At 35.6% G+C, this 25,437-nt stretch carries 22 protein-coding genes and 1 riboswitch; of the genes, 21 read left to right on the forward strand and 1 reads right to left on the reverse strand.

Annotation, left to right across the window (positions count from 1 at the left end; translation table 11 throughout):
* The first annotated feature begins 79 nt into the window (after window positions 1-79).
* The 16 genes from ABEB23_RS13030 to ABEB23_RS13105 all read left to right on the forward strand — a co-directional run bounded on the left by ABEB23_RS13030 (window position 80) and on the right by ABEB23_RS13105 (window position 18,671).
* Window positions 80-511 (forward strand): OsmC family protein, encoded by a 432-nt coding sequence (locus tag ABEB23_RS13030; RefSeq protein ID WP_348813039.1) that lies wholly within the window; start codon window positions 80-82, stop codon window positions 509-511.
* Window positions 512-562: 51 nt separating this feature from the next.
* A complete protein-coding gene (locus ABEB23_RS13035; protein WP_348813040.1) occupies window positions 563-1,735 on the forward strand; it encodes a trans-sulfuration enzyme family protein in 1,173 nt (390 codons plus the stop codon).
* Window positions 1,736-1,855: 120 nt separating this feature from the next.
* Window positions 1,856-2,374, forward strand: a complete 519-nt coding sequence (locus ABEB23_RS13040; protein ID WP_348813041.1) for an alpha/beta hydrolase — start codon at window positions 1,856-1,858, stop codon at window positions 2,372-2,374.
* Between the two features lie 145 nt (window positions 2,375-2,519).
* A complete protein-coding gene (locus tag ABEB23_RS13045) occupies window positions 2,520-2,930 on the forward strand; it encodes an RrF2 family transcriptional regulator (protein ID WP_348813042.1) in 411 nt (136 codons plus the stop codon).
* A 117-nt stretch (window positions 2,931-3,047) separates the two neighbouring features.
* Window positions 3,048-3,950: a sulfite exporter TauE/SafE family protein gene (locus tag ABEB23_RS13050; protein WP_348813043.1), complete on the forward strand. Its 903-nt coding sequence runs from the start codon at window positions 3,048-3,050 to the stop codon at window positions 3,948-3,950.
* On the forward strand, window positions 3,950-4,651 hold the full coding sequence (locus ABEB23_RS13055; RefSeq protein ID WP_348813044.1) for a phosphoadenylyl-sulfate reductase: 702 nt from the start codon (window positions 3,950-3,952) through the stop codon (window positions 4,649-4,651). Before ABEB23_RS13050 ends, ABEB23_RS13055 begins: the two co-directional genes overlap by 1 nt.
* A gap of 67 nt (window positions 4,652-4,718) precedes the next feature.
* Entirely contained in the window at window positions 4,719-5,618 is a 900-nt protein-coding gene (gene cysD, locus ABEB23_RS13060) for a sulfate adenylyltransferase subunit CysD (protein WP_348813045.1), read from the forward strand.
* A 162-nt stretch (window positions 5,619-5,780) separates the two neighbouring features.
* Complete coding sequence (locus tag ABEB23_RS13065; protein ID WP_348813046.1) at window positions 5,781-7,025, forward strand: sulfate adenylyltransferase subunit 1; 1,245 nt, start codon at window positions 5,781-5,783, stop codon at window positions 7,023-7,025.
* 106 nt (window positions 7,026-7,131) lie between these two features.
* Window positions 7,132-9,222, forward strand: coding sequence for a ferredoxin-like domain-containing protein (locus tag ABEB23_RS13070; RefSeq protein ID WP_348813047.1), 2,091 nt, complete (start codon window positions 7,132-7,134; stop codon window positions 9,220-9,222).
* The gene (cobA, locus tag ABEB23_RS13075; RefSeq protein ID WP_348813048.1) at window positions 9,215-9,991 is read left to right on the forward strand and encodes a uroporphyrinogen-III C-methyltransferase; all 777 of its coding nucleotides are present in this window, start codon (window positions 9,215-9,217) and stop codon (window positions 9,989-9,991) included. The genes ABEB23_RS13070 and cobA overlap by 8 nt, the downstream gene beginning before the upstream one ends.
* Before the next feature lie 45 nt (window positions 9,992-10,036).
* Window positions 10,037-10,618 (forward strand): precorrin-2 dehydrogenase/sirohydrochlorin ferrochelatase family protein, encoded by a 582-nt coding sequence (locus ABEB23_RS13080; RefSeq protein ID WP_348813049.1) that lies wholly within the window; start codon window positions 10,037-10,039, stop codon window positions 10,616-10,618.
* A gap of 152 nt (window positions 10,619-10,770) precedes the next feature.
* Window positions 10,771-11,826, forward strand: a complete 1,056-nt coding sequence (locus ABEB23_RS13085) for an NAD(P)/FAD-dependent oxidoreductase (RefSeq protein WP_348813050.1) — start codon at window positions 10,771-10,773, stop codon at window positions 11,824-11,826.
* Window positions 11,827-12,010: 184 nt separating this feature from the next.
* Window positions 12,011-12,115, forward strand: a riboswitch (SAM riboswitch).
* Window positions 12,116-12,373: 258 nt separating this feature from the next.
* On the forward strand, window positions 12,374-13,375 hold the full coding sequence (locus ABEB23_RS13090) for a homocysteine S-methyltransferase family protein (protein WP_348813051.1): 1,002 nt from the start codon (window positions 12,374-12,376) through the stop codon (window positions 13,373-13,375).
* 101 nt (window positions 13,376-13,476) lie between these two features.
* Complete coding sequence (gene metH, locus ABEB23_RS13095) at window positions 13,477-16,155, forward strand: methionine synthase (RefSeq protein WP_348813052.1); 2,679 nt, start codon at window positions 13,477-13,479, stop codon at window positions 16,153-16,155.
* Window positions 16,156-16,236: 81 nt separating this feature from the next.
* A complete protein-coding gene (gene metF / locus ABEB23_RS13100; protein ID WP_348813053.1) occupies window positions 16,237-17,193 on the forward strand; it encodes a methylenetetrahydrofolate reductase [NAD(P)H] in 957 nt (318 codons plus the stop codon).
* A 65-nt stretch (window positions 17,194-17,258) separates the two neighbouring features.
* Complete coding sequence (locus ABEB23_RS13105; RefSeq protein WP_348813054.1) at window positions 17,259-18,671, forward strand: pyridoxal phosphate-dependent decarboxylase family protein; 1,413 nt, start codon at window positions 17,259-17,261, stop codon at window positions 18,669-18,671.
* Window positions 18,672-18,797: 126 nt separating this feature from the next.
* Here ABEB23_RS13105 and gldA read toward each other — a convergent pair whose 3' ends face one another.
* Window positions 18,798-19,694 (reverse strand): gliding motility-associated ABC transporter ATP-binding subunit GldA, encoded by an 897-nt coding sequence (gldA, locus tag ABEB23_RS13110; protein WP_348813055.1) that lies wholly within the window; start codon window positions 19,692-19,694, stop codon window positions 18,798-18,800.
* Between the two features lie 158 nt (window positions 19,695-19,852).
* On the opposite strand from gldA, the gene ABEB23_RS13115 reads away from it, so the two are divergent.
* The 5 genes from ABEB23_RS13115 (at window position 19,853) to ABEB23_RS13135 (ending at window position 25,360) form a co-directional block, all read left to right on the forward strand.
* Window positions 19,853-21,103: a dicarboxylate/amino acid:cation symporter gene (locus ABEB23_RS13115; RefSeq protein WP_348813056.1), complete on the forward strand. Its 1,251-nt coding sequence runs from the start codon at window positions 19,853-19,855 to the stop codon at window positions 21,101-21,103.
* Window positions 21,104-21,167: 64 nt separating this feature from the next.
* A complete protein-coding gene (locus tag ABEB23_RS13120; protein WP_348813057.1) occupies window positions 21,168-22,103 on the forward strand; it encodes a M20/M25/M40 family metallo-hydrolase in 936 nt (311 codons plus the stop codon).
* A gap of 333 nt (window positions 22,104-22,436) precedes the next feature.
* Window positions 22,437-23,264 (forward strand): prephenate dehydratase, encoded by an 828-nt coding sequence (locus ABEB23_RS13125; RefSeq protein ID WP_348813058.1) that lies wholly within the window; start codon window positions 22,437-22,439, stop codon window positions 23,262-23,264.
* A gap of 50 nt (window positions 23,265-23,314) precedes the next feature.
* Window positions 23,315-24,466 carry an aminotransferase class I/II-fold pyridoxal phosphate-dependent enzyme gene (locus ABEB23_RS13130; protein WP_348813059.1) on the forward strand — a complete coding sequence of 384 codons (1,152 nt, stop codon included), beginning with the start codon at window positions 23,315-23,317 and terminating at the stop codon, window positions 24,464-24,466.
* 36 nt (window positions 24,467-24,502) lie between these two features.
* Window positions 24,503-25,360 carry a prephenate dehydrogenase gene (locus ABEB23_RS13135; protein ID WP_348813060.1) on the forward strand — a complete coding sequence of 286 codons (858 nt, stop codon included), beginning with the start codon at window positions 24,503-24,505 and terminating at the stop codon, window positions 25,358-25,360.
* Window positions 25,361-25,437: the final 77 nt, after the last annotated feature.

Here is a 25,437-nt window from a genome sequence, read left to right on the forward strand (position 1 = left end):
TTTGAGTGTTCAGATATTAAAAAAAATAAAAATCCGCGTTTGAAATCCGTTTCATCCGCGTTGCATAAATAATAGTAAGATGAAAATAACATTAGACAGAGTAAACGAGAACTTCCATTTTGAATTAAAAAACGAGCGTGGTCACATTGTAAATGTAGATGCCAGACCCGATTTTGGAGGCAATGATATGGGGCCAAGCCCAATGGAATTAGTATTAATGGGTGTTGCAGGATGCAGCGGAATTGATATGATTTCAATTCTGAAAAAACAACGTCAGGAAATTACTTCTTTCAAAGCTGAAGTAGAGGGAGAACGAGTGCAAGTAGGGGAGGCAAAACCATTTAAGGAAATTAATGTTGTTTTCTTTTTGGAAGGACCAATTAATGAAGAAAAAGCGCTTAGAGCAGCACAACTTTCTTTCGAGAAATATTGCTCAGTTTCTAAAACAGTAGAGCCAACAGCAACAATTAATTATAAAGTAGTTTTAAATGGAGTGGAATTGGGTAAATAATCAATTCCAACACCTTTAAACCTTAAACTTTAAACTTTTTAAACAATTACAATGAACGAACAAGAATTTGGTTTTGAAACCCAAGCTATACGTACGCAAATAGAAAGATCACAATATTTAGAGCATTCTGTGCCTTTGTATTTATCCTCAAGTTTTGTATTCGAAGATGCAGAAGACATGCGCGCTTCTTTTACGGAAGAAAAAGACAGAAATATTTACAGTCGTTTCAGTAATCCAAACACTACTGAGTTTGTGGAGAAAATCTGCAAAATGGAAGGAGCTGAAGCAGGATATGCTTTTGCAACTGGTATGGCTGCAGTCTATTCGACTTTTGCTGCATTATTGAACGCTGGTGATCATATCGTTTCTGCAAGTAGCGTTTTTGGTTCTACACATGCTTTGTTTACGACTTATTTTCCAAAATGGAATATTGAAACTTCGTATTTCGATATCAATGAACCGGAAACAATTGAAAGTTTTATTAAACCAAATACTAAAATTCTGTATGCAGAATCGCCGACAAATCCTGCAGTAGATATTATTGATTTGCAGTTATTGGGAGATATTGCTAAAAAACACAACCTAATATTAATTATTGATAACTGTTTTGCAACACCTTATATCCAACAGCCTATTAAATTTGGAGCACACCTAGTGGTGCATTCTGCAACAAAATTAATTGATGGACAAGGAAGAGTTTTAGGAGGAGTTGCAGTAGGAAGTGAAGACCTAATCAGAAAAATTTATTTGTTCTCCAGAAATACAGGACCGGCTTTGTCACCATTCAATGCCTGGGTTTTATCCAAAAGTTTAGAAACTTTGGCTGTTCGTGTGGAGAAACACTGTGAAAATGCGTTGAAAGTAGCCGAATTTTTGGAAAATAATCCAAATGTAAACAGTGTGAAATATCCTTTCCTGAAATCACATCCGCAATATGAAATAGCCAAAAAGCAAATGAAATTGGGAGGAAATATTGTCGCTTTCGAAATCAAAGGTGGAATTGAAGCTGGAAGAGCATTTTTGGATAAAATACAATTGTGTTCGCTTTCGGCAAATTTAGGAGATACCAGAACGATAGTTACACATCCTGCTTCTACCACACATAGTAAATTATCTGTTGAAGAACGTTTGGCAGTTAGTATTACGGATGGTTTGGTACGTGTTTCTGTTGGTTTAGAAACAGTGAAAGATGTGATTGCTGATTTGGAACAGGCATTGTCATAAAAGTTTTAGAATGAAGAGTAACGATTTTTGACTCGCGTGAAGCATTACCAGATTTATGGTGCGTTCAAAATCGTTACTATTCAATCATTATTTTTCAAATTGATAGACTAATTTTAAAAAATGAAACCAAAATTAATTATCCTTTCCGATTTATGGGGTTTGAAAAATGGAGATTGGATGAAAGAGTATGTTGCAATTTTAGAATGCAATTTTGAAATTGTGGTGTACGATAGTTGTCTTTTGGGAGAAATTGATGCAACAAATTATTACGAAGTTAAATTACATGAGCAGTTTGTTAATGGAGGAATAGAAAGAGCAGTTGCCAATTTATTGATATCTGAAAAAGAGAAAATAAATATCCTTGCGTTCAGTGTCGGAGGAACTATAGCGTGGAAAGCAGCTTTGAAGGGGTTAAATGTTGAAAATCTCTTTGCCGTTTCATCAACAAGATTGCGGTATGAAAATGAAATTCCAAATAGTACAATAAAACTCTATTTTGGAGAAAATGACAACAACAAACCAACTGATGATTGGTTTGAAAAGATTTCAGTAGACTTTGAAATTATTAAAAATAGAGAACACGATTTTTATACAGAAATGGATTTTATAACATCAATCTGCGATGAAATTTTAAAATAATTTTATTTAAAGGAGATAACGAAAATTAAAGTTTGTAGTTTCGTGTAGAAATAGAGTTTTGTAATTCTGCAAAAAAAGTTAATCTTTATTTTATATTTTTGACTCTATTATCTCAAAGACTATCATTTATTATCTTTTCAAAAACATGCTCTCAAAAAAAACAAAATACGGAATAAAAGCACTGACCTTTTTGGCTCGCCAAGAAGATAATTCACCTGTACAAATTGCTGAGATAGCAAAGAGTGAAAATATTTCGATTAAGTTTTTGGAAAGTATTTTACTACTATTACGCCACTCCGGTTTTTTAGGAGCCAAAAAAGGAAAAGGCGGAGGATATTATTTGATTAAAGATCCAAAAGATATTAATATGGCCCATGTCTATCGAATTCTCGAAGGGCCAATCGCATTATTGCCTTGTGTGAGCCATAATTTTTACGAGAAATGTGATGACTGTATTGATGAAGCCAGTTGTTCTGTTCATAAATTAATGACAGAAGTGCGTGACAATACTTTGATGATTTTGGAGAATAACACCCTGGCAGACATCTCTTTTTAGCCAATAAAATTTTAATTAAGTTTTGTAGTTAATAAAAAAGTCTTATTTTTGTACTTTAATCCAGTATCCCGATAGGGTAATAGATTTAAAAAAAATTAATAATTGAATTTTAAAATCATGAGTAAAGAATCAAAAGATAATAATGTTACAATAAAAACGGAAACGACTTTCGCAGAACGTTTGTGGGTTCTAATTCCAGTTGTTTTGTTAATTGGATTATTCTCGACATTGGTATACAACCATTATGATGAATTTTCCTGGAATGGTTTTGTAGGAGGGTTTAACCAGGAATTTTTAATCTTTTTCTGTATTGGAATCTTTGCTCAGTTGGTAGACGGAACTTTAGGTATGGGGTACGGAGCCACGTCCACTTCTTTTTTATTGGCATATGGAATTCCACCAGCAATTAGTAGTACAGGAGTTCACGTTGCTGAAATGTTTACAACCGGTGCATCTGCCATTTCTCATCATAGATTTGGTAATATCAATAAAAAATTAGTACGACACCTTTTAATTCCTGGAGTTTTAGGATCAATCACCGGGGCTTATTTGTTGTCTGATGTAATTGATGGGGATGTTATTAAGCCTTTTATTGCAGTGTATATGATTGTTTTGGCTTGTATTATCATCAGAAAAGCATTGAAGAAAAATATCATTAAAAAGAAAACAAGAAAGTTAGGTGTCTTGGCTACTTTCGGAGGTTTTATGGATGCTGTAGGTGGTGGCGGTTGGGGACCAATTGTTACTTCTACTTTGTTAGGAAATGGCAGACATCCCAGATATACGATTGGTTCTGTAAATGCGGCCGAGTTTGCGGTAGCTTTTGCCAGTGGTGTAACTTTTATGCTTTTTGGAGGAATACAAGGATGGCAAGTAATTATAGGATTGATTTTAGGCGGTGTGATGGCAGCTCCTATTGCGGCTGTTTTGGTCAATAGAATCAAAAGAAAACCTATGATGATTGCAGTTGGGATATTAATTATCATTTTAAGTTTAAAAACCTTATCTAAATTATTATAATGAGTACAGCAATTGTAAATACTTTATTAGAAAAAACGAAAGATTTCAGCATAGAGGAAACGCTTTCATTTTTAGCTGATGAATACAAGGACAAAGTAGTTTTTTCTACTTCATTTGGGCAGGAAGATCAAGTGATTACGGCTTTAATCGGTCAAAATGATTTACCGATTACCATTTTTACTTTAGATACAGGAAGATTATTTCAAGAGACTTACGATGTTTTTCATAAGACATTGAAAAAATATAAAAAAGAGATTAAAACGTATTTTCCGGAAGCTGCTTCAGTGGAGGAATTATTAAATAAAAAAGGCCCAAACAGTTTTTACGAATCAGTTGAGAATAGAAAAGAATGTTGTTTTATTCGAAAAGTGGCGCCGCTGACAAAAGCATTAAAAGGAAATGCAATTTGGATTACCGGTTTGCGTGCGGAACAATCAGAAAACAGAAGTGATTTAGCCACTTTTGAATATGATGCCCATTTTGATATCATAAAATTCAATCCATTATTGAAATGGACTTTGAAAGAAGTGGAAGACTATTTAGAAAAAAATAATGTACCACAAAATGTCCTGCATAAAAAAGGATTTGTGAGCATTGGTTGTGCACCTTGTACCAGAGCGATTGCTCCAGGAGAAGACATAAGAGCGGGAAGATGGTCGTGGGAATCTAGTCATAAAGAATGTGGTTTACACCAAAAATAAAAAGTTTAATCGTTTAGGTGTTTGATCGTTTAGCCGAATAAACAAATAAACAAATTACCAAATAATAATGAGTTCAATATTAAAAACAAATGCTTTAGAAAGCGAAGCAATATATATTTTCAGAGAAGTTATTTCTCAATTTGATAAACCAGTATTGCTTTTCTCTGGTGGGAAAGATTCTATTACATTGGTACGTTTAGCACAAAAAGCCTTTTTTCCTGCTAAAATTCCTTTTCCTCTTTTACACGTTGATACAGGACATAACTTCCCTGAAACTATTGAGTTTAGAGATAAATTGGTAGCTGAATTAGGATTGGAATTAATCGTTCGTAATGTTCAGGATGCTATTGATGAAGGTAAAGTAGTGGAAGAAACAGGTAAATATTCGAGTAGAAACAGTTTGCAAACGACTACTCTTTTGGATGCTATTGAAGAATTTAAATTTGATGCTTGTATTGGAGGAGCGCGTAGAGATGAGGAGAAAGCAAGAGCAAAAGAGCGTATTTTTTCTGTTCGTGATGACTTTGGTCAGTGGGATGAAAAAAATCAACGTCCGGAGTTGTTTGATATTTTGAACGGAAAAATTGAAAATGGTCAAAATGTTCGTGTTTTTCCAATTTCGAACTGGACTGAATTAGATGTTTGGAGTTATATTGAAGAAGAAGGAATTGAAATTCCATCAATCTACTTTTCACACAAACGTAAAGTGTTCTTAAGAGACGGTTTAATCTGGTCACATTCTCCATTTGTGTATCAGGAAGAAGACGAAGAAATCGAAGAAAGAATTGTTCGTTTCAGAACAGTTGGAGATATGAGTTGTACTGCAGCAGTGGAGTCTTATGCAGCAACTATTAAAGAAGTAGTTGGTGAGATCAGATCTTCTACTATTTCTGAAAGAGGTGCCAGAATTGATGACAAACGTTCTGAAGCTGCCATGGAAAAAAGAAAACAGCAAGGATACTTTTAGAAAACAATTATAAATTATGAATTTTAAATTATGAATTGTTCCGAGACATTTAAAATTTAAAATTCAACATTTAAAATAATAAAATCAAATTTAGAAGTTTACATAGAGGTGTTTGGAAAAACTTGAAACCTTAAACTTTTAAGCTTTAAACAAAAAACAAGAATGGAAGTTTTAAAAATAGCAACAGCAGGAAGTGTAGATGACGGAAAAAGTACATTAATCGGAAGATTATTATACGATACAAAATCCTTGACTACAGATAAGATTGAAGCAATAGAAAAGAGCAGTAAACAAAAAGGATACGATTATTTAGATTTTTCTTTGGCTACCGATGGTTTGGTTGCCGAGAGAGAACAAGGAATTACAATTGATGTGGCGCATATTTATTTTTCGACTGCCAAAAAAAGTTACATCATTGCCGATACTCCAGGTCACGTTGAATACACACGTAACATGGTTACCGGAGCTTCAACTTCACAAGTGTCCATTATTTTGATTGATGCTAGAAAAGGAGTGATTGAGCAAACGTACAGACACTTTTTTATCAATAATTTATTGCGTGTAAAAGAAGTAATTGTTGCGATAAACAAAATGGATTTGGTTGATTATTCAGAAGAAGTATTCAATAAAATTAAATCTGATTTTCAGGCTTTAAATGCTAAAAGTTCTTTCAAAGAACAAACCGTTAGTTATATTCCTTTGAGTGCTATCAACGGAGGAAATGTAGCTGATAGATCAGAAAACATGCCTTGGTATACAGGACAAACAGTTTTGGAGCATTTGGAAGCCTTAGAGCCGGAAGATGTATTTGAAACAGGTAAAGCACGTTTCCCTGTTCAAACGGTAATCAGACCAAAAACAGAGGAATACCATGACTTTAGAGGATATGCTGGTAAATTATATGGGAACAATATTAAAGTTGGGGATGCGGTAACCGTGCTTCCTTCTTTAACGAAATCTAAAGTGAGCAACATTCACTTCTTCGATAAACAATATGACGAAGCTACTGCAGGTTCATCCATCACAATCGAATTAGAAAATGATATTAATGTGACCAGAGGGGATATGATTGTAAAATCAGATGAACTTCCTAAAATAGAAAAAGACATCAACACAACTATTTGTTGGATGGACAGCAAAAAGTTAGTTCCAGGAACAAAATATTTAATACAACACAACACGAACAGAGTTTTAGCAAAAATTGACAGTATAAAAAATGTAATCGCAACTGATTATTCAGGTTCAGTACCAGCCACTCAATTAGCTATTAATGAAATCGGAGAAGTGACTATTAAATTGAGTAAACCTTTATATTTTGATGCTTACAATGACAATAAATCAAATGGAGCATTTATTTTAATTGATGTGGCAACGAATACAACCGCAGGAGTAGGATTTATTAAATAAAGGCGATAAGCTTTAAGCAGTTGGCTTTAAGCAGGAAGTAATTATTAATTAAGGTAGAGGCAAACGAGTTTACAGCTTACAGCCTGAAGCCTATAGCTAAAAAGATATGCAAAGTTTTAGAACCGAAATAGAAGACCCGATTGTCCAAAAAGAGATTATCGATTTAGAGAAAAAGATTTATTCATTCCGTAATGGACAGATTGACGATGAGCGTTTTCGTAGTCTTCGTTTGGCACGTGGTATTTACGGCCAACGTCAGGAAGGTGTGCAAATGATTCGTATTAAATTGCCTTATGGAAAAGTAACCAGTGAGCAATTAAAAAGAATTACTGAAGTTTCAGACAAGTATTCTACAGGTCGTTTGCATATTACAACGCGTCAGGATATTCAGATTCACTATGTGAGTTTAGACAGAACTCCAGAGCTTTGGTCAGAATTAGCAAAAGACGATATCACATTGAGAGAAGCTTGTGGAAACACGGTACGTAATATTACTGCCAGTGAATTAGCAGGTGTTGATGTTAATGAACCTTTTGACGTAAGTCCTTATGCTCATGGTTTATTTCAATATTTATTGCGTAACCCAGTTTGTCAGGAAATGGGTCGTAAGTTTAAAATATCATTCTCCTCATCAGATGAAGATACAGCCTTAAGCTATATGCACGATTTAGGGTTTATTCCAAAAATTGTAAATGGAGAAAAAGGATTTAAAGTAATGCTTGGAGGAGGATTAGGTTCTCAACCAAGTCATGCGGAACTTCTTTCAGAATTTGTGCCGGTTAATCAAATTATTCCAACTGCCGAAGGGGTAATCAGAGTTTTTGACCGTTACGGAGAAAGAGCAAAACGTTTAAAAGCACGTTTGAAATTCTTAATTAAAGATCTGGGTAAAGAGGAATTTTTACGTTTAGTTGAGCAAGAGAAAAAAGCTTTGCCTAATCTAACCTATGAAATAGATACTACCGCTTTTGAAGGAGCTATTACAGAGCCGTTGTTGGCGGTACCAACAGTAACTCTTGAAGATGTTGAAGCTTTTGAAGCATGGAAAAAATCAAATGTAATTCCACAAAAGCAAGCAGGATATGTAGCTATTGGAATTAAAATACTTTTAGGGGATTTTTATACGGATAAAGCCAGATTGTTAGCGGATTTAATTAAAAATTACGGTGCTAATGAATTGCGTTTTTCATTACGACAAAACATTGTTATCCGTAATATTAAAGAAGAGAATTTAGCTTTCTTTTATCAGGAATTAGCCAAACTGGATTTCGTTTCTTTAGGCTATAATACCATTGGTGATATCACCGCATGTCCAGGTACAGATACCTGTAACTTAGGGATTGCGAGTAGTACTGGTATTGCTGAAGAATTAGAAAAAGTTTTAAAAATAGAATACCCTCAATTTGTTAATAATAAAGAGATTGCTATCAAAATTAGTGGTTGTATGAATGCCTGTGGGCAACACAATATGGCTGAAATTGGTTTTCAGGGAATGTCAATCAATGCAGGGAAATTAGTAGCGCCAGCATTACAGGTATTATTGGGAGGTGGAATATTAGGAAACGGAAACGGAAGATTCTCTGATAAAGTAATCAAAATCCCTAGCAGAAGAGGTCCAGAAGCTTTACGACTAATCTTAAATGATTTTGAAGCGAATGGAAATGGAGCGCGATTCTTAGATTATTATGATGCAAAAGGAGAGAAATATTTCTATGAGTTTTTGAAACCATTAGCAGATGTAACCAACCTAACGGAAGCTGATTTCGTAGATTGGGGTAATGCTGATAATTATGTGAAAGCTGTTGGAGTTGGAGAATGTGCAGGTGTTGTAATTGATTTAGTCGCTACATTACTATTCGAAGCTAAAGACAAATTAACTTTTGCGCATGAAGCTTTTGATGATAAAAAATGGGCAGATGCAATTTATTTAGCCTATGCAGGTTTTGTAAATGGAGCGAAAGCTTTATTGTTAGCTGAAAATCAGAAAACGAATCACCATGCAGGAATTATCAGTTTGTTTGATACTGTTTTCATCGAAAGCAATAAAATCGAGTTGAATTCAACTTTTGCAGACTTGGTATATCAAATCAATCAGAATGAACCTTCTGAAGCATTTGCACAAAAATACATTCAAGAAGCAGTTTCGTTTTTTGAAAATTTAGAAACTTACAGAGCCAAAGATTTAGCTAATGCATAAAATAATAGAACCCAAAGTAACTTTAGTGGGCGCTGGTCCGGGCGACCCGGATTTACTTACTCTAAAAGGAGTGAAGGCACTTGCTGAAGCGAATGTGGTTTTGTATGATGCCTTGGCCAATGAAGAGATAATGAACCATGCCCCGGAAAAGGCAATACGAATATTTGTTGGCAAAAGAAAAGGCTGTCACGAATATACGCAGGATCAAATCAATCAGTTGATTGTGGACAATGCGCTTACGTATGGACACGTTGTTCGATTAAAAGGGGGCGATCCATTTATTTTCGGAAGAGGAAGTGAAGAGGTAGAATACGTAGAAAGCTTTGGAATTCCTACATTTGTAGTTCCTGGAATCTCTTCATCGATTGCAGTTCCCGCTTACCAAGGAATTTCTTTGACAAAAAGAGGAGTTTCGGAAAGCTTTTGGGTAATAACAGGAACAACTTCCGACAGAAAATTGTCAAATGATATAGCTCTTGCAGCGCAATCATCTGCAACTGTTGTAATTTTGATGGGAATGAGTAAATTGTCACAAATTGTTACTTTATTTCAAAAGGAATCCAAAGGAGAAACTCCCGTTGCGATTATTCAAAACGGAACGACTGTAAATGAAAAAATAGGTGTTGGAACAATAAATACCATTCAACAGATAGTCGCCGAGAACAAATTAAGTTCTCCTGCAATTATTGTAATTGGAGAAGTAGTCAAAGAAAGCAATCAGTTAAAAGGATTTTACGAAGAGTTTATATCAAAAGAAATTATTTCGTAGGGTCGGTCGAGATCCGACATTATCGACGAAAACACATAGGCAACAATGGAAAGAAACGAATTATATCCGGCTTTTTTAAAACTGCACAATCTTAATGTATTGATTGTAGGTGGCGGAAATGTGGGCTTAGAAAAATTGTCTTTCATGTTAAAATCCAGTCCAAATGCTAATGTTGAGGTAGTGGCACCAAGGTTTTTACAAGAATTAGAACTGTTAGTTGAAAAGCATCCGTCGGTGAAATTGACCAAAGCCAAGTTCAAGAAAAAAATGCTGAAGAAGCGACACATGGTGATTGCCTGTACCGATGATCTGAAAATCAATAAACGGGTATACGATTTGTCCAGGAAAAGATACCTGATTTGCAATATTGCCGATACACCGGATTTATGTGATTATTATTTGGGAGGGATTGTTACCAAAGGAAATGTGAAAATTGCCATTTCAACCAATGGGAAATCACCAACAACAGCCAAAAGATTACGCGAATTTTTTGAAGAAATAATTCCGGATGATATTAATAAAATGGTAGAAAACCTAAATGAATATCGCAAAACGCTGAAAGGAAATTTCGAAGATAAAGTTCAAAAAATGAATGAAATTACAGCAGCGTTAAAGAATAAGGAATAAACAGAGTGATAAAGTAAGGGATGATAATTATCATCTTAAGAAACAAAAATCATCCGTTTATTTGCCGCACCAAAAAATAAAAAAATAAAATTGCCCACAAATGCGAATCAGTGGGATAAAAATAGAATCATAATTATATAAAGAATAGAAAAATGGTTAAAACAGACATACTTATAATAGGAGCCGGACCAACAGGTTTATTTGCAGTTTTTGAAGCAGGATTGTTAAAACTAAAATGTCATATTTTAGATGCACTGCCACAAGCTGGAGGACAACTATCCGAATTGTATCCTAAAAAACCTATATACGATATTCCGGGATTTCCTGAAGTATTGGCTGGTGATTTAGTTGATAACTTAATGGAACAAATTAAGCAGTTCGAGCCAGGTTTTACTCTTGGGGAACGTGCTGAAACCATTGAAAAACAAGAAGACGGAAGTTTTATCGTGACTTCAAATAAAGGGAAAAAATTTCACGCGCCTGTAATTGCAATTGCTGGTGGGTTGGGAAGTTTTGAACCAAGAAAACCACTTATTGAAGATATCGAGTTTTATGAAAATAAAGGAATTAAGTACTTTATCAAAAACCCAGAGAAATTCAGGGATAAAAGAGTAGTTATTGCCGGAGGAGGAGATTCTGCTTTGGACTGGAGTATTTTCTTGTCTAATGTAGCATCCGAAGTGACTTTGATTCACAGAAGAAATGAATTTAGAGGCGCATTAGATTCTGTAGAAAAAGTGCAAGAATTAAAATCGGCCGGAAAAATAAAAATGATTACTCCAGGTGAAGTAGTCGGTTTAAATGGCGCAGAACGTTTGGAATCTGTTGTTGTTGAAGACGATAACGGGGCTCAAAGAACCATTGCTACTGATTATTTTGTTCCACTTTTTGGATTAACTCCAAAATTAGGACCTATTGGTAACTGGGGATTAGAGATTGAAAAAAATGCAATTAAAGTAAATAACGCATTGGATTATCAAACAAATATCCCGGGAATTTTCGCCATTGGTGACGTAAATACGTATCCAGGAAAGTTGAAATTAATCCTTTGTGGGTTCCATGAAGCTACAATAATGTGTCAGGCAGCCTACCAAATCATCAATCCAGGTAAAAAATATGTGTTGAAATATACCACAGTAAGTGGTGTAGACGGATTTGACGGAACTCGAAAAGAGGCTCCAAAAGCGGTGGTGAAAGCTATTGTGTAAAAGAGTTGCTGAGTTACTAAGGTTCTGAGTTGCTAAGTTTAATTAAAAATCTTAGTAACTCAGAACTTTTTTCATTAGTACTTTTAACTTAGCAACTTAGGAACTCAGTCTCTTAGAAACTTTTAAAAAAACTTGCAATTGTTGGCGCTATGTGTTTACTTTGCACTGTTCCTATTTTTATTGAAAGTTATCACGAAAGGCGGAGGGAAAGACCCGATGAAACCTTAGCAACCCTTTACTTTTAAAGAAGGTGCTACATTCTACCATCTAATATATGGATAGATAACACAAGAATACTTCCTCAGTATTTCTCAAACCTTTTCCTGACAACATTTCAATTTTTATATACTGAATTCATTTCAGTATCAGAAGCGAATGATTTGGCATTTTTTTTGCCGAAAAATTTCCTGCTGTACGCTATATCTTTTCTGCCGAACGCCGGCATAAAAGGATATTGCTTCCATCAGGGCTAGATAGCTTAAATGGGGATTTTTAAATAATAATCAATGCTTTGCGCCTTAAGCGTCATTGCGATTTAAATAATTTTATGTCAACAATTCAAGAAGCCATTAAAAAACACATTCTCGTACTCGATGGAGCTATGGGAACGATGTTGCAACGATATAATTTTTCAGAAGAAGATTTCCGTGGGGAACGTTTCAAGGATTTTCCTCATTCTTTAAAAGGAAACAATGATTTATTATCACTCACACAACCACAAGCTATTCGAGATGTGCATGCCGCTTATCTTGAAGCTGGCGCTGATATCATAGAAACCAATACTTTTTCGGGTACTACTATCGGTATGGCCGATTATCATTTGGAGGATATTGTTTATGATTTGAATTACGAATCTGCAAGAATTGCCCGTGAAGTAGCCGATGAGTTTACAGCAAAAAATCCAGACAAACCTCGTTTCGTTGCCGGTTCAATCGGACCGACAAACAGAACGGCGAGTATGTCTCCGGATGTAAACGATCCGGGTTACAGAGCAGTAACTTTTGATGATTTGCGCATTGCCTATAAACAGCAAGTCGAAGCATTGATGGATGGAGGTTGTGATTTATTATTGGTAGAAACCATTTTTGACACATTAAATGCCAAAGCGGCACTTTTTGCTATCGAAGAAGTTAAAGACGAACGCAATATCGAAATTCCAATCATGGTTTCAGGAACCATTACGGATGCTTCAGGAAGAACACTTTCAGGTCAAACTGTGGAGGCTTTCTTGATTTCGGTTTCACATATTCCATTGTTAAGCGTAGGGTTTAATTGTGCTCTAGGAGCAGATTTACTTAAACCGTACCTGAAAACTTTGGCGCAGAACACCGCATTAAATGTTTCGGCACATCCTAATGCAGGTTTGCCAAATGCTTTCGGACAGTACGATCAAACTGCCGAAGAAATGCAACAGTTGATAAAAGAATATTTGGATGATAATTTAGTAAACATTATCGGAGGCTGTTGCGGAACGACACCGGAACATATTCGATTGATTGCAGAAGTGGCTAAGAATTATAAACCACGTGTTTCAACAGCAACAATGTAAAGGTAGAGAAGCGATTTAACTACAGTTTTTTAGACCGTAGACAAAACAATAAAAACTCAGAATCTAAGCTACTTAGAAACTCAGTAACTCAAAATTAAAAAATGGCACAAGCAGAAACTAGAAGAAACTTGGTATTATCGGGATTAGAGCCTTTAATCATTACGCCCAACAGCGTCTTTGTGAACGTTGGTGAAAGAACGAATGTAACAGGTTCTAGAAAATTCCTTCGATTAATCAAGGAAGAAAAATATGAAGAAGCGCTCAGTATTGCCAAAGAGCAAGTAGAAGGAGGCGCACAAATCATTGATATTAATATGGATGAGGGGATGCTTGATGGCGTTTATGCTATGACGAAATTCCTGAATTTGATTGCCGCAGAACCAGATATTTCCAGAGTACCAATCATGATTGACAGCTCTAAATGGGAAATCATCGAAGCTGGTTTAAAAGTCGTGCAAGGAAAAAGCGTGGTAAACTCTATTTCTTTGAAAGAAGGGGAAGAGCAATTTATTCATCATGCCAAACTAATCAAACGTTATGGTGCTGCTGTTATTGTAATGGCATTTGATGAGGTAGGACAGGCAGATAATTACGAAAGACGAATCGAAATCTGTAAGCGCTCGTATGATATTTTGGTCAATAAAGTAGATTTTGCACCACAGGATATAATTTTCGATTTAAATATATTTCCGGTAGCGACAGGAATGGAAGAGCACCGCTTGAACGCCTTGGATTTCTTTAGAGGAACCAAATGGGTTAGGGAAAATTTGCCTCATGCACACATCAGCGGAGGCGTTAGTAATGTTTCGTTTTCTTTCAGAGGAAATGACACGGTTCGTGAAGCCATGCATTCTGTTTTCTTGTACCACGCCATTCAACACGGAATGACCATGGGAATTGTAAACCCGGAGATGCTTTCTATTTATGATGAAATTCCTAAGGATTTATTAGAGCATGTTGAAGATGTAATTCTTAATAGAAGAGACGATGCTACCGAGAGACTTTTAGACTTTGCTGAAAATGTAAAAGGTGATGTCAAAAGTAATGAGAAAGCTGTTCAGGAATGGCGCTCAGGAACGATTCAGGAACGATTGACGCATTCGTTGGTAAAAGGAGTTGATGAATTTATAGAACAGGATATTGAAGAGGCCAGATTAGCTGCTTCAAAACCAATTGAAGTAATCGAGATAAATTTGATGGCCGGAATGAATGTCGTTGGAGATTTATTCGGAAGCGGAAAAATGTTTTTACCTCAGGTCGTAAAATCGGCTCGTGTAATGAAAAAAGCTGTGGCCTATTTGCTACCTTTTATTGAAGCCGAAAAAGACGGAACTTCTCAAAGTGCCGGTAAGATTTTGATGGCAACCGTAAAAGGAGATGTTCATGATATCGGGAAAAACATTGTGGCTGTAGTTTTGGCTTGTAACAACTACGAAATAGTTGATTTAGGCGTAATGGTTGCCCCAGAGAAAATCATTGCGGCTGCCATTGAACACAAGGTAGATATTATTGGACTGAGCGGACTGATTACGCCTTCGCTTGACGAAATGGTGTATTTAGCCAAAGAATTAGATAAACTGGATATAAAAATCCCAATTATGATTGGTGGAGCAACAACCTCACGCGCTCATACTGCCGTGAAAATTGCTCCTCAATACAGGGAAACAGTGATTCATGTAAATGACGCTTCCAGAGCGGTTACTGTTGCAGGAAGTTTACTGAATAGTGATAAAAAAATATATGCGAGTGAAATCAGAGCAGAATATGATGCTTTCCGTGAAACGTTTTTAAATCGTTCACGAGATAAAAATTTCCTGACTATTGAGCAAGCCCGCGTTAATAAATTAAAATTGGATTGGGAGAATTACAACCCAGTGAAGCCAAATTTCATCGGAACAAAAACCATCGAAGTGGACTTAGATGTTTTGGTTCCGTATATTGACTGGACGCCGTTTTTCAGAACCTGGGAATTGTTCGGAAAATATCCGGCTATCCTAACTGATGAAGTGGTTGGTGAACAAGCAACAGCGGTTTTCAAAGATGCACAGGAAATGTTAGAAGTAATCTTGAGAGAAAAGAAACTGACAGCCAAAGGAATCTATGGAATTTTTCCTGCGAATCAAGTGAATGATGACGATATTGAATTACGTGATGAAAACGGAAATGTATTAGAAAAATTCTTGACGTTACGCCAGCAGTCCCAAAAAACAAAAGGGGCACCGAATATCGCATTAGCCGATTTTATTGCTCCAAAAGAGAGCGGAAAAACAGATTATATGGGAGCATTCTGTGTAACTACCGGATTTGGTGTGGATGAATGGGCAGCTGAATTCGAAAAGAATTTAGATGATTATAATTCGATAATGGTCAAAGCATTGGCGGACCGTTTTGCAGAAGCTTTTGCCGAATATTTACACGAAAAGATTCGTAAAGAAATTTGGGGTTATGCAGCTGATGAGAATTTAAGTAATGAGGCGATGATTGATGAGGCGTATAAAGGGATTCGTCCAGCACCTGGTTATCCGGCTTGTCCAGACCATCTAGAAAAACCGACCATCTGGAAATTATTGAATGTGGCAGAAGAAATAGGAGTGACTTTAACGGAAAGTATGGCAATGTGGCCGGCCTCTTCAGTTTCAGGTTATTATTTTGGAAATCCGGAAAGCAGATATTTTGGACTCGGAAAAATAAAAGAAGACCAGGTGGTTGATTACGCCAAACGAAGAAATATCTCCACAGAAGCAGCTATGAAATGGTTGAATCCGAATATTGCAGATTAAAAATAGTTTAAAGTTGAAATTTTGTTTAAAGTTTAAAGTCGTTCGAGAGAAGCTTAAACCTTAGACTTCAAACTAAGAAAAATGAAAGTAACAGAACATATAGAAGCAGCCAAAGGAGAAACATTATTCTCTTTTGAGATTATACCGCCACAAAAAGGCAAAAGCATTCAAGAATTATATGATAATATTGATCCGTTGATGGAGTTCAAACCGCCATTTATTGATGTTACTACTTCTCGCGAAGAGTATATTTATGTAGATAAAGGCAACGGTTTATTAGATAAAAAATTAACCAGAATGCGCCCGGGAACCTTGGGTATTTGTGCTTCCATAAAACACAAATACAATGTAGACACTGTGCCACACTTGCTTTGTGGTGGTTTTACAAAGGAGGAAACAGAGTATATGTTGGTTGATTGTCATTATTTAGGAATAAATAATATTATGGCATTACGAGGTGACGCGATGAAAGACGAACAATATTTCATTCCAAAAGATGGAGGGAATCATTTTGCGGTAGATTTAGTGAGACAAATCAATCATCTTAATCAAGGGAAATATTTGCATGATGTGATGGACAAGGATAATAAAGCTGATTTTTGTATTGGTGTGGCAGGTTATCCAGAAAAACACTTGGAATCTCCTTCTTTACAATCCGATTTAAAAAGGCTGAAAGAAAAAGTAGATGCCGGTGCGGATTATGTAGTAACACAAATGTTTTTTGACAATGCAAAATACTTTGAATTTGTAGCCAAAGCCAGAGAAATTGGAATTACAATTCCTATTATTCCGGGGATCAAACCAATTGCGGTGCAACGACATTTACAAATATTGCCGCAAATTTTCCGTATCGATTTGCCTGAAGATTTAATTAATGCTGTAGATCAATGCAAAAATAATACAGACATTAGACAAGTAGGTATCGAATGGGCGATTCAACAATCATTAGAATTGAAGGCGGCGGGTGTTCCCGTTTTGCATTATTATTCTATGGGTAAATCTGAAAATATACGACAAATTGCGAGTCAAGTTTTTTAATTGATTATAACATTTAAAAGGGCTGATTCTTCAGCCCTTTTTTTATATAAAAAAACCAAACCAAAATGAATTCAATACTTCAAGAAGACCTAAAAGACATAGAAAATATCCTTGAACAAGTAAAACAACAAGGAATTGATTTTTTGCATTCGATTGATGCAGTTCCTACTTCAACCCAGAATTCTATCACAACGGATAGAGGTCTAAACGATTTAGGTTTGGGTGCTCTGTCCGCTTTAGAAGAGTTCAATCAACGCTTAGCGCCCTTGATGGTTTCACAGGCCGGACCCCGTTATTGGGGGTTTGTAACCGGAGGAGCAACGCCGGCTTCAATTGTTGGAGATTGGCTGACCACTATTTATGATGCAAATACCCAGGCAACAAAAGCACAAGGTGGTGTTTCGGCTTTGATAGAAATAGAAACTATTAATTTGTTGTTGCAATTGTTAGATCTGCCTAAATCCTTTTTAGGGGGATTTGTGACTGGAGCAACGATGTCGAATTTTACCTGCTTGGCTGTAGCCAGACAATGGTTCGGAACTCAGATAGGGAAAGATTTTGCTAAAAACGGAATTTCGGAACCCATTACGATTCTTACCGCCACACCGCATTCTTCGTCTGTAAAATCATTGGCAATGTTAGGGATTGGAAGTCAAAATTTTACTAAAATAAAAGCAATTGAAGGAAACCGTGAAGCTATTGACATTGCGGATTTGGAGAAAAATATCGAAAGCTTAAATGGGAAACCATTCATTCTAATTTCTAGTGCAGGAACGGTAAATACAGCTGATTTTGATGATTTCAATGCAATAACTAAACTGAAAGAAAAATACAATTTTTGGTGGCATATTGATGGAGCTTTTGGTGGTTTTGCTGCTTGTTCTCCCAAATTCAAACACCTGATAAGTGGCTGGGAAAATGCTGACAGTATTACAATTGATTGTCATAAATGGCTGAATGTACCTTATGAAAGTGCTTTTTATTTGGTAAAAGAACAACATAAAAATCTTCAAGTTGAAACCTTTCAGAATTCAAATGCACCCTATTTAGGAGATCCGTTGGAGAATTTCAGTTACTTGAATTTCTTGCCGGAAAACTCCAGACGTTTAAAAGCATTGCCTGTTTGGTTTTCGCTATTGGCGTATGGGAAACTGGGATTTCAAGATATTGTAGAAAATAGCGTTGCGATGGCATTGCAATTTGACAGCTTTATTGTCCAAAATAAAAACTTCGAATTATTGGCGCCAACCCGTTTGAACAACGTTTGTTTTACTTTGGCGGGAGACCATAATCAGGAAAAAGTAAATTTGTTTTTGACCCATGTTAATGACAAAGGCAAAGTATTTATGACGCCAACAGTGTATCAAAACAGAAAAGGAATCCGTGCTTCGTTTGTAAACTGGAGAACTACTGAATTGGATATTCAGATTGCGATAGAGGAGATGAAAAAGAGTGTTTTGGAGTTGGGGATTGAGTAAAATTTAATAGTAAAATTATTTCGTTTAGCTTTTTTCGGATAAAAAATAAGCCCGTTTAAATCCATTTTAAACGGGCTTATTTTTTTTGATAAACTGAGACTGAAAATTGAGACTGGAAACTACTAACTACTTCGTAATCTCTCTAAATACAGTTTCCAGATTTTTATTCTTCTGATTGAGTTGTAAAGTTTTTAAACCATTGGCATTTGCAAAATCAAAAACGGCTGGGCGCATGTCTTTGTCGGTGGTAAAGGTTAACTCCCAAATCTTGTCCTGCGTATTTTTATAAGAAGAAAGATTCTCGATTTTGGCAATTAGTTGCTCTTCGACCGTGTTGTCAAATTCGACTTCAATAACTTGTTCTTTGCCTTCAGTAATTAAATTATCCAGTTTTTTATCGGTTACAATTTTACCGTTATTGATGATTATGACACGCTCGCAAATGGCTTCCACTTCTTGCATAATATGTGTTGAAAGGAAAACAGTTTTGTCTTTTCCTACGTTTTTAATCACATTACGAATTTCAATCAATTGATTTGGATCCAAACCAGTAGTAGGTTCATCCAGAATCAAAACATCGGGATTGTGCAATAAAGCATTAGCTAATCCCACACGCTGACGGTATCCTTTGGATAATTGGCCTATTTTTTTATGACTTTCGTTACTTAAACCGGTCAATTGAATGACTTCTTCGATTCGGGATTTTGCTACTTTGTAAACATCTGCATTAAAAGCCAAATATTCTCTCACATATAAATCCAGATACAGGGGATTGTGTTCCGGTAAATAACCAATAGAAAGTTGAACGGCCTTAGGATCCGTGTTTACATTATGACCATTCACTATTGCTGTACCTTCATCGGCATTGATGTAGGTGGTCAATATTTTCATTAAAGTAGATTTTCCGGCTCCATTCGGGCCTAAAAAACCAACGATTTCTCCTTTGTTGATAGAGAATGAGATATTGTCTAATGCCTTTTGGGCACCATAGCTTTTGGAGATATTATTTACTTCTATTGACATGGAATTTTATTTGTTGCAAAAGTAAACAGAAAAAGCATTAATTTATTGTTTTTTTATATCTCAATGCCTGAAAAGAGCTTTCTAGAAGTTTTAAACTTTTTAAATTGGTGATGTCATTCGCCTATAGATTTATATATTTACCGTAAACTTTTAATGATATGAATTCGAGGAATGGACAATCATCTGGTTTTTTGAAAAACTACAGCAGTATTTTATTGCTGTTGGGAGGGATTTTAGCCGGAAGCATATTGGGTTTGGTTTTTGGAAAAGGGGTGGAGGTGATTAAGCCATTGGGAGATATTTTCTTGAATTTACTCTTTACAGCTATTATTCCGTTAGTTTTCTTTACCATCGCTTCTTCGATTGCCAGTTTGGAAAAGACAGAAAAACTGGGAAAATTGTTCGGAATTGTTATCGGTGTTTTTTTAGGAACGGTAATTATTTCAGCCATTTTGATGATTGTCGCCGTTTTGTTTTTTCCGGTTCACCAAGATATTATTATTTCTAAAATTCCATTAGAGACGATTCAAGACAGCAGTCCCGGTTCTCAAATCACGCAATTGTTTACAGCAAATGATTTCTTTGAGTTGTTGTCCCGAAAAAACATGTTGGCTTTGATAGTATTTTCTTTTTTGACTGGATTTGCCTGTTTGCGTTCGGGTGAAAAAGGAAAAGAATTTAGAGGTTTTCTCAATTCAGGAAATGAAGTGATGAAGCAGCTGCTACATCTTATCATGAAAACCGCTCCAATCGGCTTGGGAGCATATTTTGCGTATCAGGTCGGGATTTTTGGGCCACAATTATTTGGAGCCTACGCCAAACCATTAGGTATTTATTATGCGACTTGTAGTTTTTATTTTATAGTGTTTTTCAGTTTGTATGCTTTTATGGCAGGTGGAAAAACGGGCTTAAGTGTGTTTTGGAAAAACAATATTACACCCGCATTAACTGCGTTGGGGACTTGCAGTAGTATTGCTACAATACCTGCCAATCTGGAAGCGGCAGAAAAAATGAATATCCCTAATCATATCCGAAATGTGGTTATTCCTTTGGGAGCACCTTTGCATAAAGATGGTTCAAGTATGTCGTCTATTATAAAAATAGCCGTTATTTTTGCTATGTTTGGTAAAGATTTCACAGATCCTTTTACCTTGCTGATGGCAATCGGAATTACGGTAATCGTTTCAGTAGTGGAAGGTGGTATTCCAAATGGGGGTTATATAGGAGAGATTCTGGCAATAACCGTTTATGGATTTCCAATGGAACAAGCTTTACCGGCGGCAATGATTATCGGCACTCTGGTAGATCCAATAGCGACTTTATTAAATGCTAATGGTGATTTGGTTTCGGCTATGCTGGTGACAAGGATTTCAGAAGGAAAAAAATGGATAGCAGCGTCTCTTAAATGATCTGTTTAGAATAAAAACATAATAGTATTTGCAATTGTAACAATGACTTAAAATTAAATCTTCTATGAAAAATAAAGGTATTTTGATGTTTTTCTTGTTTGGATTTTTCGTTCAGGCACAAGAAAAACCAATGATTCTAAGCCAGGAGGTTGTCAGAATTGAAACGAAATTAGCTTCGGATGAAATGCTGGGTAGAGCTACTTTTACAGCCGGTATTGATTTGGCTTCCAATTTTATTGAGAAAGAATTTAAAGGAATTGGATTGGGTCATTATAATGATTTAAAGACCTATCGTCAGGAATTTGTGGTTAAGGGGAAAAAAGCAAACAACGTAATCGGTATCCTTCCAGGAAAATCAAAATCTGACGAGTATGTGATTTTTTCAGCCCATTATGATCATTTAGGTGTGGAAAACAGTGGCGATGACAAGGTTTATAACGGTGCGAATGATGATGCATCGGGAACTACCGCAGTAATTGCTTTGGCAAAATATTTTAAGGAATTAGGTCAAAATGAAAGAACAATTATATTCGTGGCTTTTACCGGTGAAGAGATTGGAGGATATGGTTCAGCTTTTTTTACAGAAAGTTTGAATCCGGATAAAGTGGTCGCAATGTTCAATATTGAAATGATTGGTACAGAAAGTAAGTGGGGTAAAAATTCGGCTTATATCACAGGTTTTGAAAAATCTGATTTTGGAATAATTTTGCAGAAAAATCTAAAAGGAACCGATTTTAATTTTAACCCGGATCCATACCCAAGCGAACGACTTTTTTATCGTTCTGATAACGCCAGATTAGCATTTCTGGGTGTACCTGCTCATACCATTTCGACTTCAAAAATGGATGTGGAGCCCAATTATCACAAATTAAGTGATGAGGTTTCTACCTTGGATCTAGATAACATGACCGAAATCGTGAAGGCAATTGCCATCAGTTCCTGGTCAATTATTAATGGGGAAGACACGCCATCTAGAGTTAAAAAGATAAATCGAGATTAGTTTTTATAAAAAGTGACTTTTAAATCAATAAAAAACAGCTTTTCAAAGAGTACTTTTTTGTATATTATATAAAAAAAACTCGTTTTCACAAAGAATTCTTTTTTTGTTATATAAAAACATATTTTTTTTTGTGTTGATTTGAAATATGTCCTACATTTGCAAAGAATTTATTAAAAAACAGAGAATACAATGTCTAATAACCGTTTTTATTTTAGCAACACTTTTTATTTCTTCTTTAGGAAGTAAGGGATTGTGCTATGGTTATTTGAAAAACAAGAAACAAATAAAACTAATATACAATCCTGATGAAAATCAGGATTTTTTTTTGAATAAATGAGAACAAAAATTGCAATACAAGGTATAAAAGGATCTTTCCATCATCAGGTGGCACAAGAATACTACTATCAGAATGTAGAAGTAGACGAATGTTTATCCTTTGAAGAATTGGTGGATAGTTTATTATCGGGTAAATCGGACCAAGCGGTTATGGCTATCGAGAATTCTATAGCGGGTCCAATTATCCCTAATTACGCTTTGATTGATAAGAATAATTTGCACATTGTTGGAGAGCATTATTTGGATATTCATCAAAATTTAATGGCTTTGAAAGGTCAGAAAATTGAAGATATTTTGGAAGTGCATTCTCATCCTATGGCTTTGTTGCAGTGTATGGAATTCTTAAAGAAATATCCAAACATCAAATTAGTAGAAGATAAAGATACTGCTGAAACAGCCAGAAGAATTCATGAAAAACAATTGACAGGAATTGCCGCAATTGCCAGTAAAACAGCTTCTGAAATGTATGATTTAGAAATTTTGGCTCCAGAAATTCAGACGATAAATAATAATATGACTCGTTTTGTTATTATCAACAGAGAAGAAAATTTTGTGTCGAAAGATGAAATAAACAGAGCCTCTATCAAATTTGAATTGGATCATAAACGTGGCAGCTTAGCAGCAGTTTTAAATGTGATGAGTGATTGCAAGTTGAATTTGACAAAAATTCAGTCTTTGCCAAAGATCGAGACACCTTGGAAATATTCATTTTTTGTGGATATTACTTTCGAAAAATATGAGGACTACGCAAAGGCAAAAGCATTATTGACAATTATGGCTGAATATTTTAAAGTATTAGGGGAGTACAAAAACACAAAACCTTAATAAATCTAAGGTTGAAAGTCGTAAAGTCGAAAGAATTTAAAATATAAAAAATGATTACAACAGCGAAACGTCTGGATATAATTGAAGAATACTATTTCTCATCAAAACTAAGAGAGGTTAGACAACTCGCTTCTGAGGGGAAACCAATTATCAATATGGGGATTGGTAGCCCGGATTTGAACCCTTCACAAGCAGTTATTGATGCGATGGTTTTGGGAATGCAGGATGAAAATGCACATCAATATCAAAGTTACCAAGGGTTACCGGAATTAAGAAAAGGGATGGCTGATTTTTATCAAAACAATTTTAAGGTAGCATTAAATCCGAATACTGAAATTTTGCCTTTAATGGGTTCCAAAGAAGGAATTATGCATATTTCATTGGCTTTTCTAAATGAAGGAGACCATGTTTTGATTCCGAATCCAGGATATCCGACCTATACTTCGGTGACGAATTTAGTAGGAGCCATACCCGTTTATTATGACTTGAAAGAAGCGAATAACTGGGAACCGGATTTTGAAGCTCTGGAAAAATTGGATTTATCGAAAGTTAAAATCATGTGGATTGGTTATCCTCACATGCCAACAGGAGCCAGAGGGAGTGTAAAGTTGTTTGAGAAGTTAGTTGCTTTCGCCAAAAAACATAACATCTTATTAGTCAATGACAATCCGTATAGCTTTGTTTTAAATGACAATCCGATGAGCTTGTTGCAGGTAGAAGGAGCGAAAGAAGTGGCTTTGGAATTGAATTCTTTGAGCAAAACTTTCAATATGGCTGGATGGAGAGTTGGAATGGTTTTAGGAAATGCAGCTTGTATTGATGCAGTTCTGAAAGTAAAAAGCAACATGGACAGCGGAATGTTTTACGGAATACAAAAAGGAGCGATTGAAGCTTTGAAAAGTGATCAATCATGGTTTGATTCCATGAATGCAGTTTACAAAAAAAGAAGAGTTCTTACGGAGAAGTTAGCCGAGAAATTGGGATGTGAAGTATATAAAGAAGGAGTTGGCTTATTTGTTTGGGCTAAATTACCGGAAGGAATAACATCAGCCGAAAAGTTCATTGATGAGATATTATATGAAAAACATATTTTCATTACTCCGGGAACTATTTTTGGCAGTAATGGAGAAGGTTACATCCGATTTGCACTTTGTGTAAAAGAAGAAAAAGTACAAGAGGCAATTGACAGATTTGCTGTTTAAAATTGGAATTGATTTTTGCAATTGAAATTGAATAAAATGAAAGTATACGTAATAGGAATAGGATTGATAGGTGGTTCGATGGCATTGGACATCAAAACGCTATACCCTGAAGCCAAAATTTATGGAATTGACGCTAATGAAAACCATTTGAAGGAAGCCATCGCTTTAGGGGTGGTTGAGGCTGGCGCGACTTTTGATGAGTTGGTCGATGCGGATTTTGTAATCGTTTCTGTTCCAGTTGATGTAGCTTTGATTGTTCTGCCAAAAGTATTGGATGTAGTAGGAGAAAAAACGATTGTTTTTGAAGTGGGATCGACTAAAACACCAATCTGTGAAGCAGTTGCCAATCACCCGAAACGAAGAAACTTTATTGCAACACATCCTATTGCAGGAACGGAGTTTTCAGGACCTTCAGCGGCAATAAAAGGATTGTTTAAGGGGAAAACAAATATTATTTGTGAGGTGGAAAAAACCACTTTCAAATTACAGGAAAAAGCCTTGCAACTTTTTACTGCCATGGGAATGAGGATTCGTTATATGGACCCGAAATCACATGATAAACACATTGCTTATGTGTCGCATTTGTCTCATATAAGCGCCTTCATGTTGGGAAAAACGGTCATCAATAAAGAAAAAGACGAACAGGATATTTTTGATATGGCGGGTTCGGGATTTGAAAGTACTGTTCGTTTGGCTAAAAGTTCGCCAGCCATGTGGACACCTATTTTTAAGCAAAACAGGAAGCAAGTGGTAAAAACTTTGGACGAATATATTTCGAATTTATCAAAATTCAAGGAATTGTTAGAAAACGAAGATTACGATGCGATTTACAATGAAATGCAAAGCGTAAATAAAATAAAGGAAATATTAAACGGAATAAACATAAAAAAATAACTGTTTTTGAAGACAGGCGCAGTCTACGAAAAACAGTTTTGAAAAGAAGAACAACACAGAATAAAATAATAAAAAAC

It is taken from the genome of Flavobacterium maritimum, assembly GCF_040049085.1.
Classification (GTDB): domain Bacteria; phylum Bacteroidota; class Bacteroidia; order Flavobacteriales; family Flavobacteriaceae; genus Flavobacterium; species Flavobacterium maritimum.

Coding starts and splice junctions, on each gene's coding strand:
- ABEB23_RS13085 (WP_348813050.1), top strand. CDS start 10,771: ATGGTTAAAACAGACATACTTATAATAGGAGCCGGACCAACAGGTTTA.
- ABEB23_RS13045 (WP_348813042.1), top strand. CDS start 2,520: ATGCTCTCAAAAAAAACAAAATACGGAATAAAAGCACTGACCTTTTTG.
- ABEB23_RS13090 (WP_348813051.1), top strand. CDS start 12,374: ATGTCAACAATTCAAGAAGCCATTAAAAAACACATTCTCGTACTCGAT.
- ABEB23_RS13135 (WP_348813060.1), top strand. CDS start 24,503: ATGAAAGTATACGTAATAGGAATAGGATTGATAGGTGGTTCGATGGCA.
- ABEB23_RS13040 (WP_348813041.1), top strand. CDS start 1,856: ATGAAACCAAAATTAATTATCCTTTCCGATTTATGGGGTTTGAAAAAT.
- cobA (WP_348813048.1), top strand. CDS start 9,215: ATGCATAAAATAATAGAACCCAAAGTAACTTTAGTGGGCGCTGGTCCG.
- metF (WP_348813053.1), top strand. CDS start 16,237: ATGAAAGTAACAGAACATATAGAAGCAGCCAAAGGAGAAACATTATTC.
- ABEB23_RS13080 (WP_348813049.1), top strand. CDS start 10,037: ATGGAAAGAAACGAATTATATCCGGCTTTTTTAAAACTGCACAATCTT.
- ABEB23_RS13035 (WP_348813040.1), top strand. CDS start 563: ATGAACGAACAAGAATTTGGTTTTGAAACCCAAGCTATACGTACGCAA.
- ABEB23_RS13070 (WP_348813047.1), top strand. CDS start 7,132: ATGCAAAGTTTTAGAACCGAAATAGAAGACCCGATTGTCCAAAAAGAG.
- ABEB23_RS13030 (WP_348813039.1), top strand. CDS start 80: ATGAAAATAACATTAGACAGAGTAAACGAGAACTTCCATTTTGAATTA.
- ABEB23_RS13050 (WP_348813043.1), top strand. CDS start 3,048: ATGAGTAAAGAATCAAAAGATAATAATGTTACAATAAAAACGGAAACG.
- metH (WP_348813052.1), top strand. CDS start 13,477: ATGGCACAAGCAGAAACTAGAAGAAACTTGGTATTATCGGGATTAGAG.
- gldA (WP_348813055.1), bottom strand. CDS start 19,694: ATGTCAATAGAAGTAAATAATATCTCCAAAAGCTATGGTGCCCAAAAG.
- ABEB23_RS13065 (WP_348813046.1), top strand. CDS start 5,781: ATGGAAGTTTTAAAAATAGCAACAGCAGGAAGTGTAGATGACGGAAAA.
- cysD (WP_348813045.1), top strand. CDS start 4,719: ATGAGTTCAATATTAAAAACAAATGCTTTAGAAAGCGAAGCAATATAT.
- ABEB23_RS13105 (WP_348813054.1), top strand. CDS start 17,259: ATGAATTCAATACTTCAAGAAGACCTAAAAGACATAGAAAATATCCTT.
- ABEB23_RS13115 (WP_348813056.1), top strand. CDS start 19,853: ATGAATTCGAGGAATGGACAATCATCTGGTTTTTTGAAAAACTACAGC.
- ABEB23_RS13055 (WP_348813044.1), top strand. CDS start 3,950: ATGAGTACAGCAATTGTAAATACTTTATTAGAAAAAACGAAAGATTTC.
- ABEB23_RS13120 (WP_348813057.1), top strand. CDS start 21,168: ATGAAAAATAAAGGTATTTTGATGTTTTTCTTGTTTGGATTTTTCGTT.
- ABEB23_RS13125 (WP_348813058.1), top strand. CDS start 22,437: ATGAGAACAAAAATTGCAATACAAGGTATAAAAGGATCTTTCCATCAT.
- ABEB23_RS13130 (WP_348813059.1), top strand. CDS start 23,315: ATGATTACAACAGCGAAACGTCTGGATATAATTGAAGAATACTATTTC.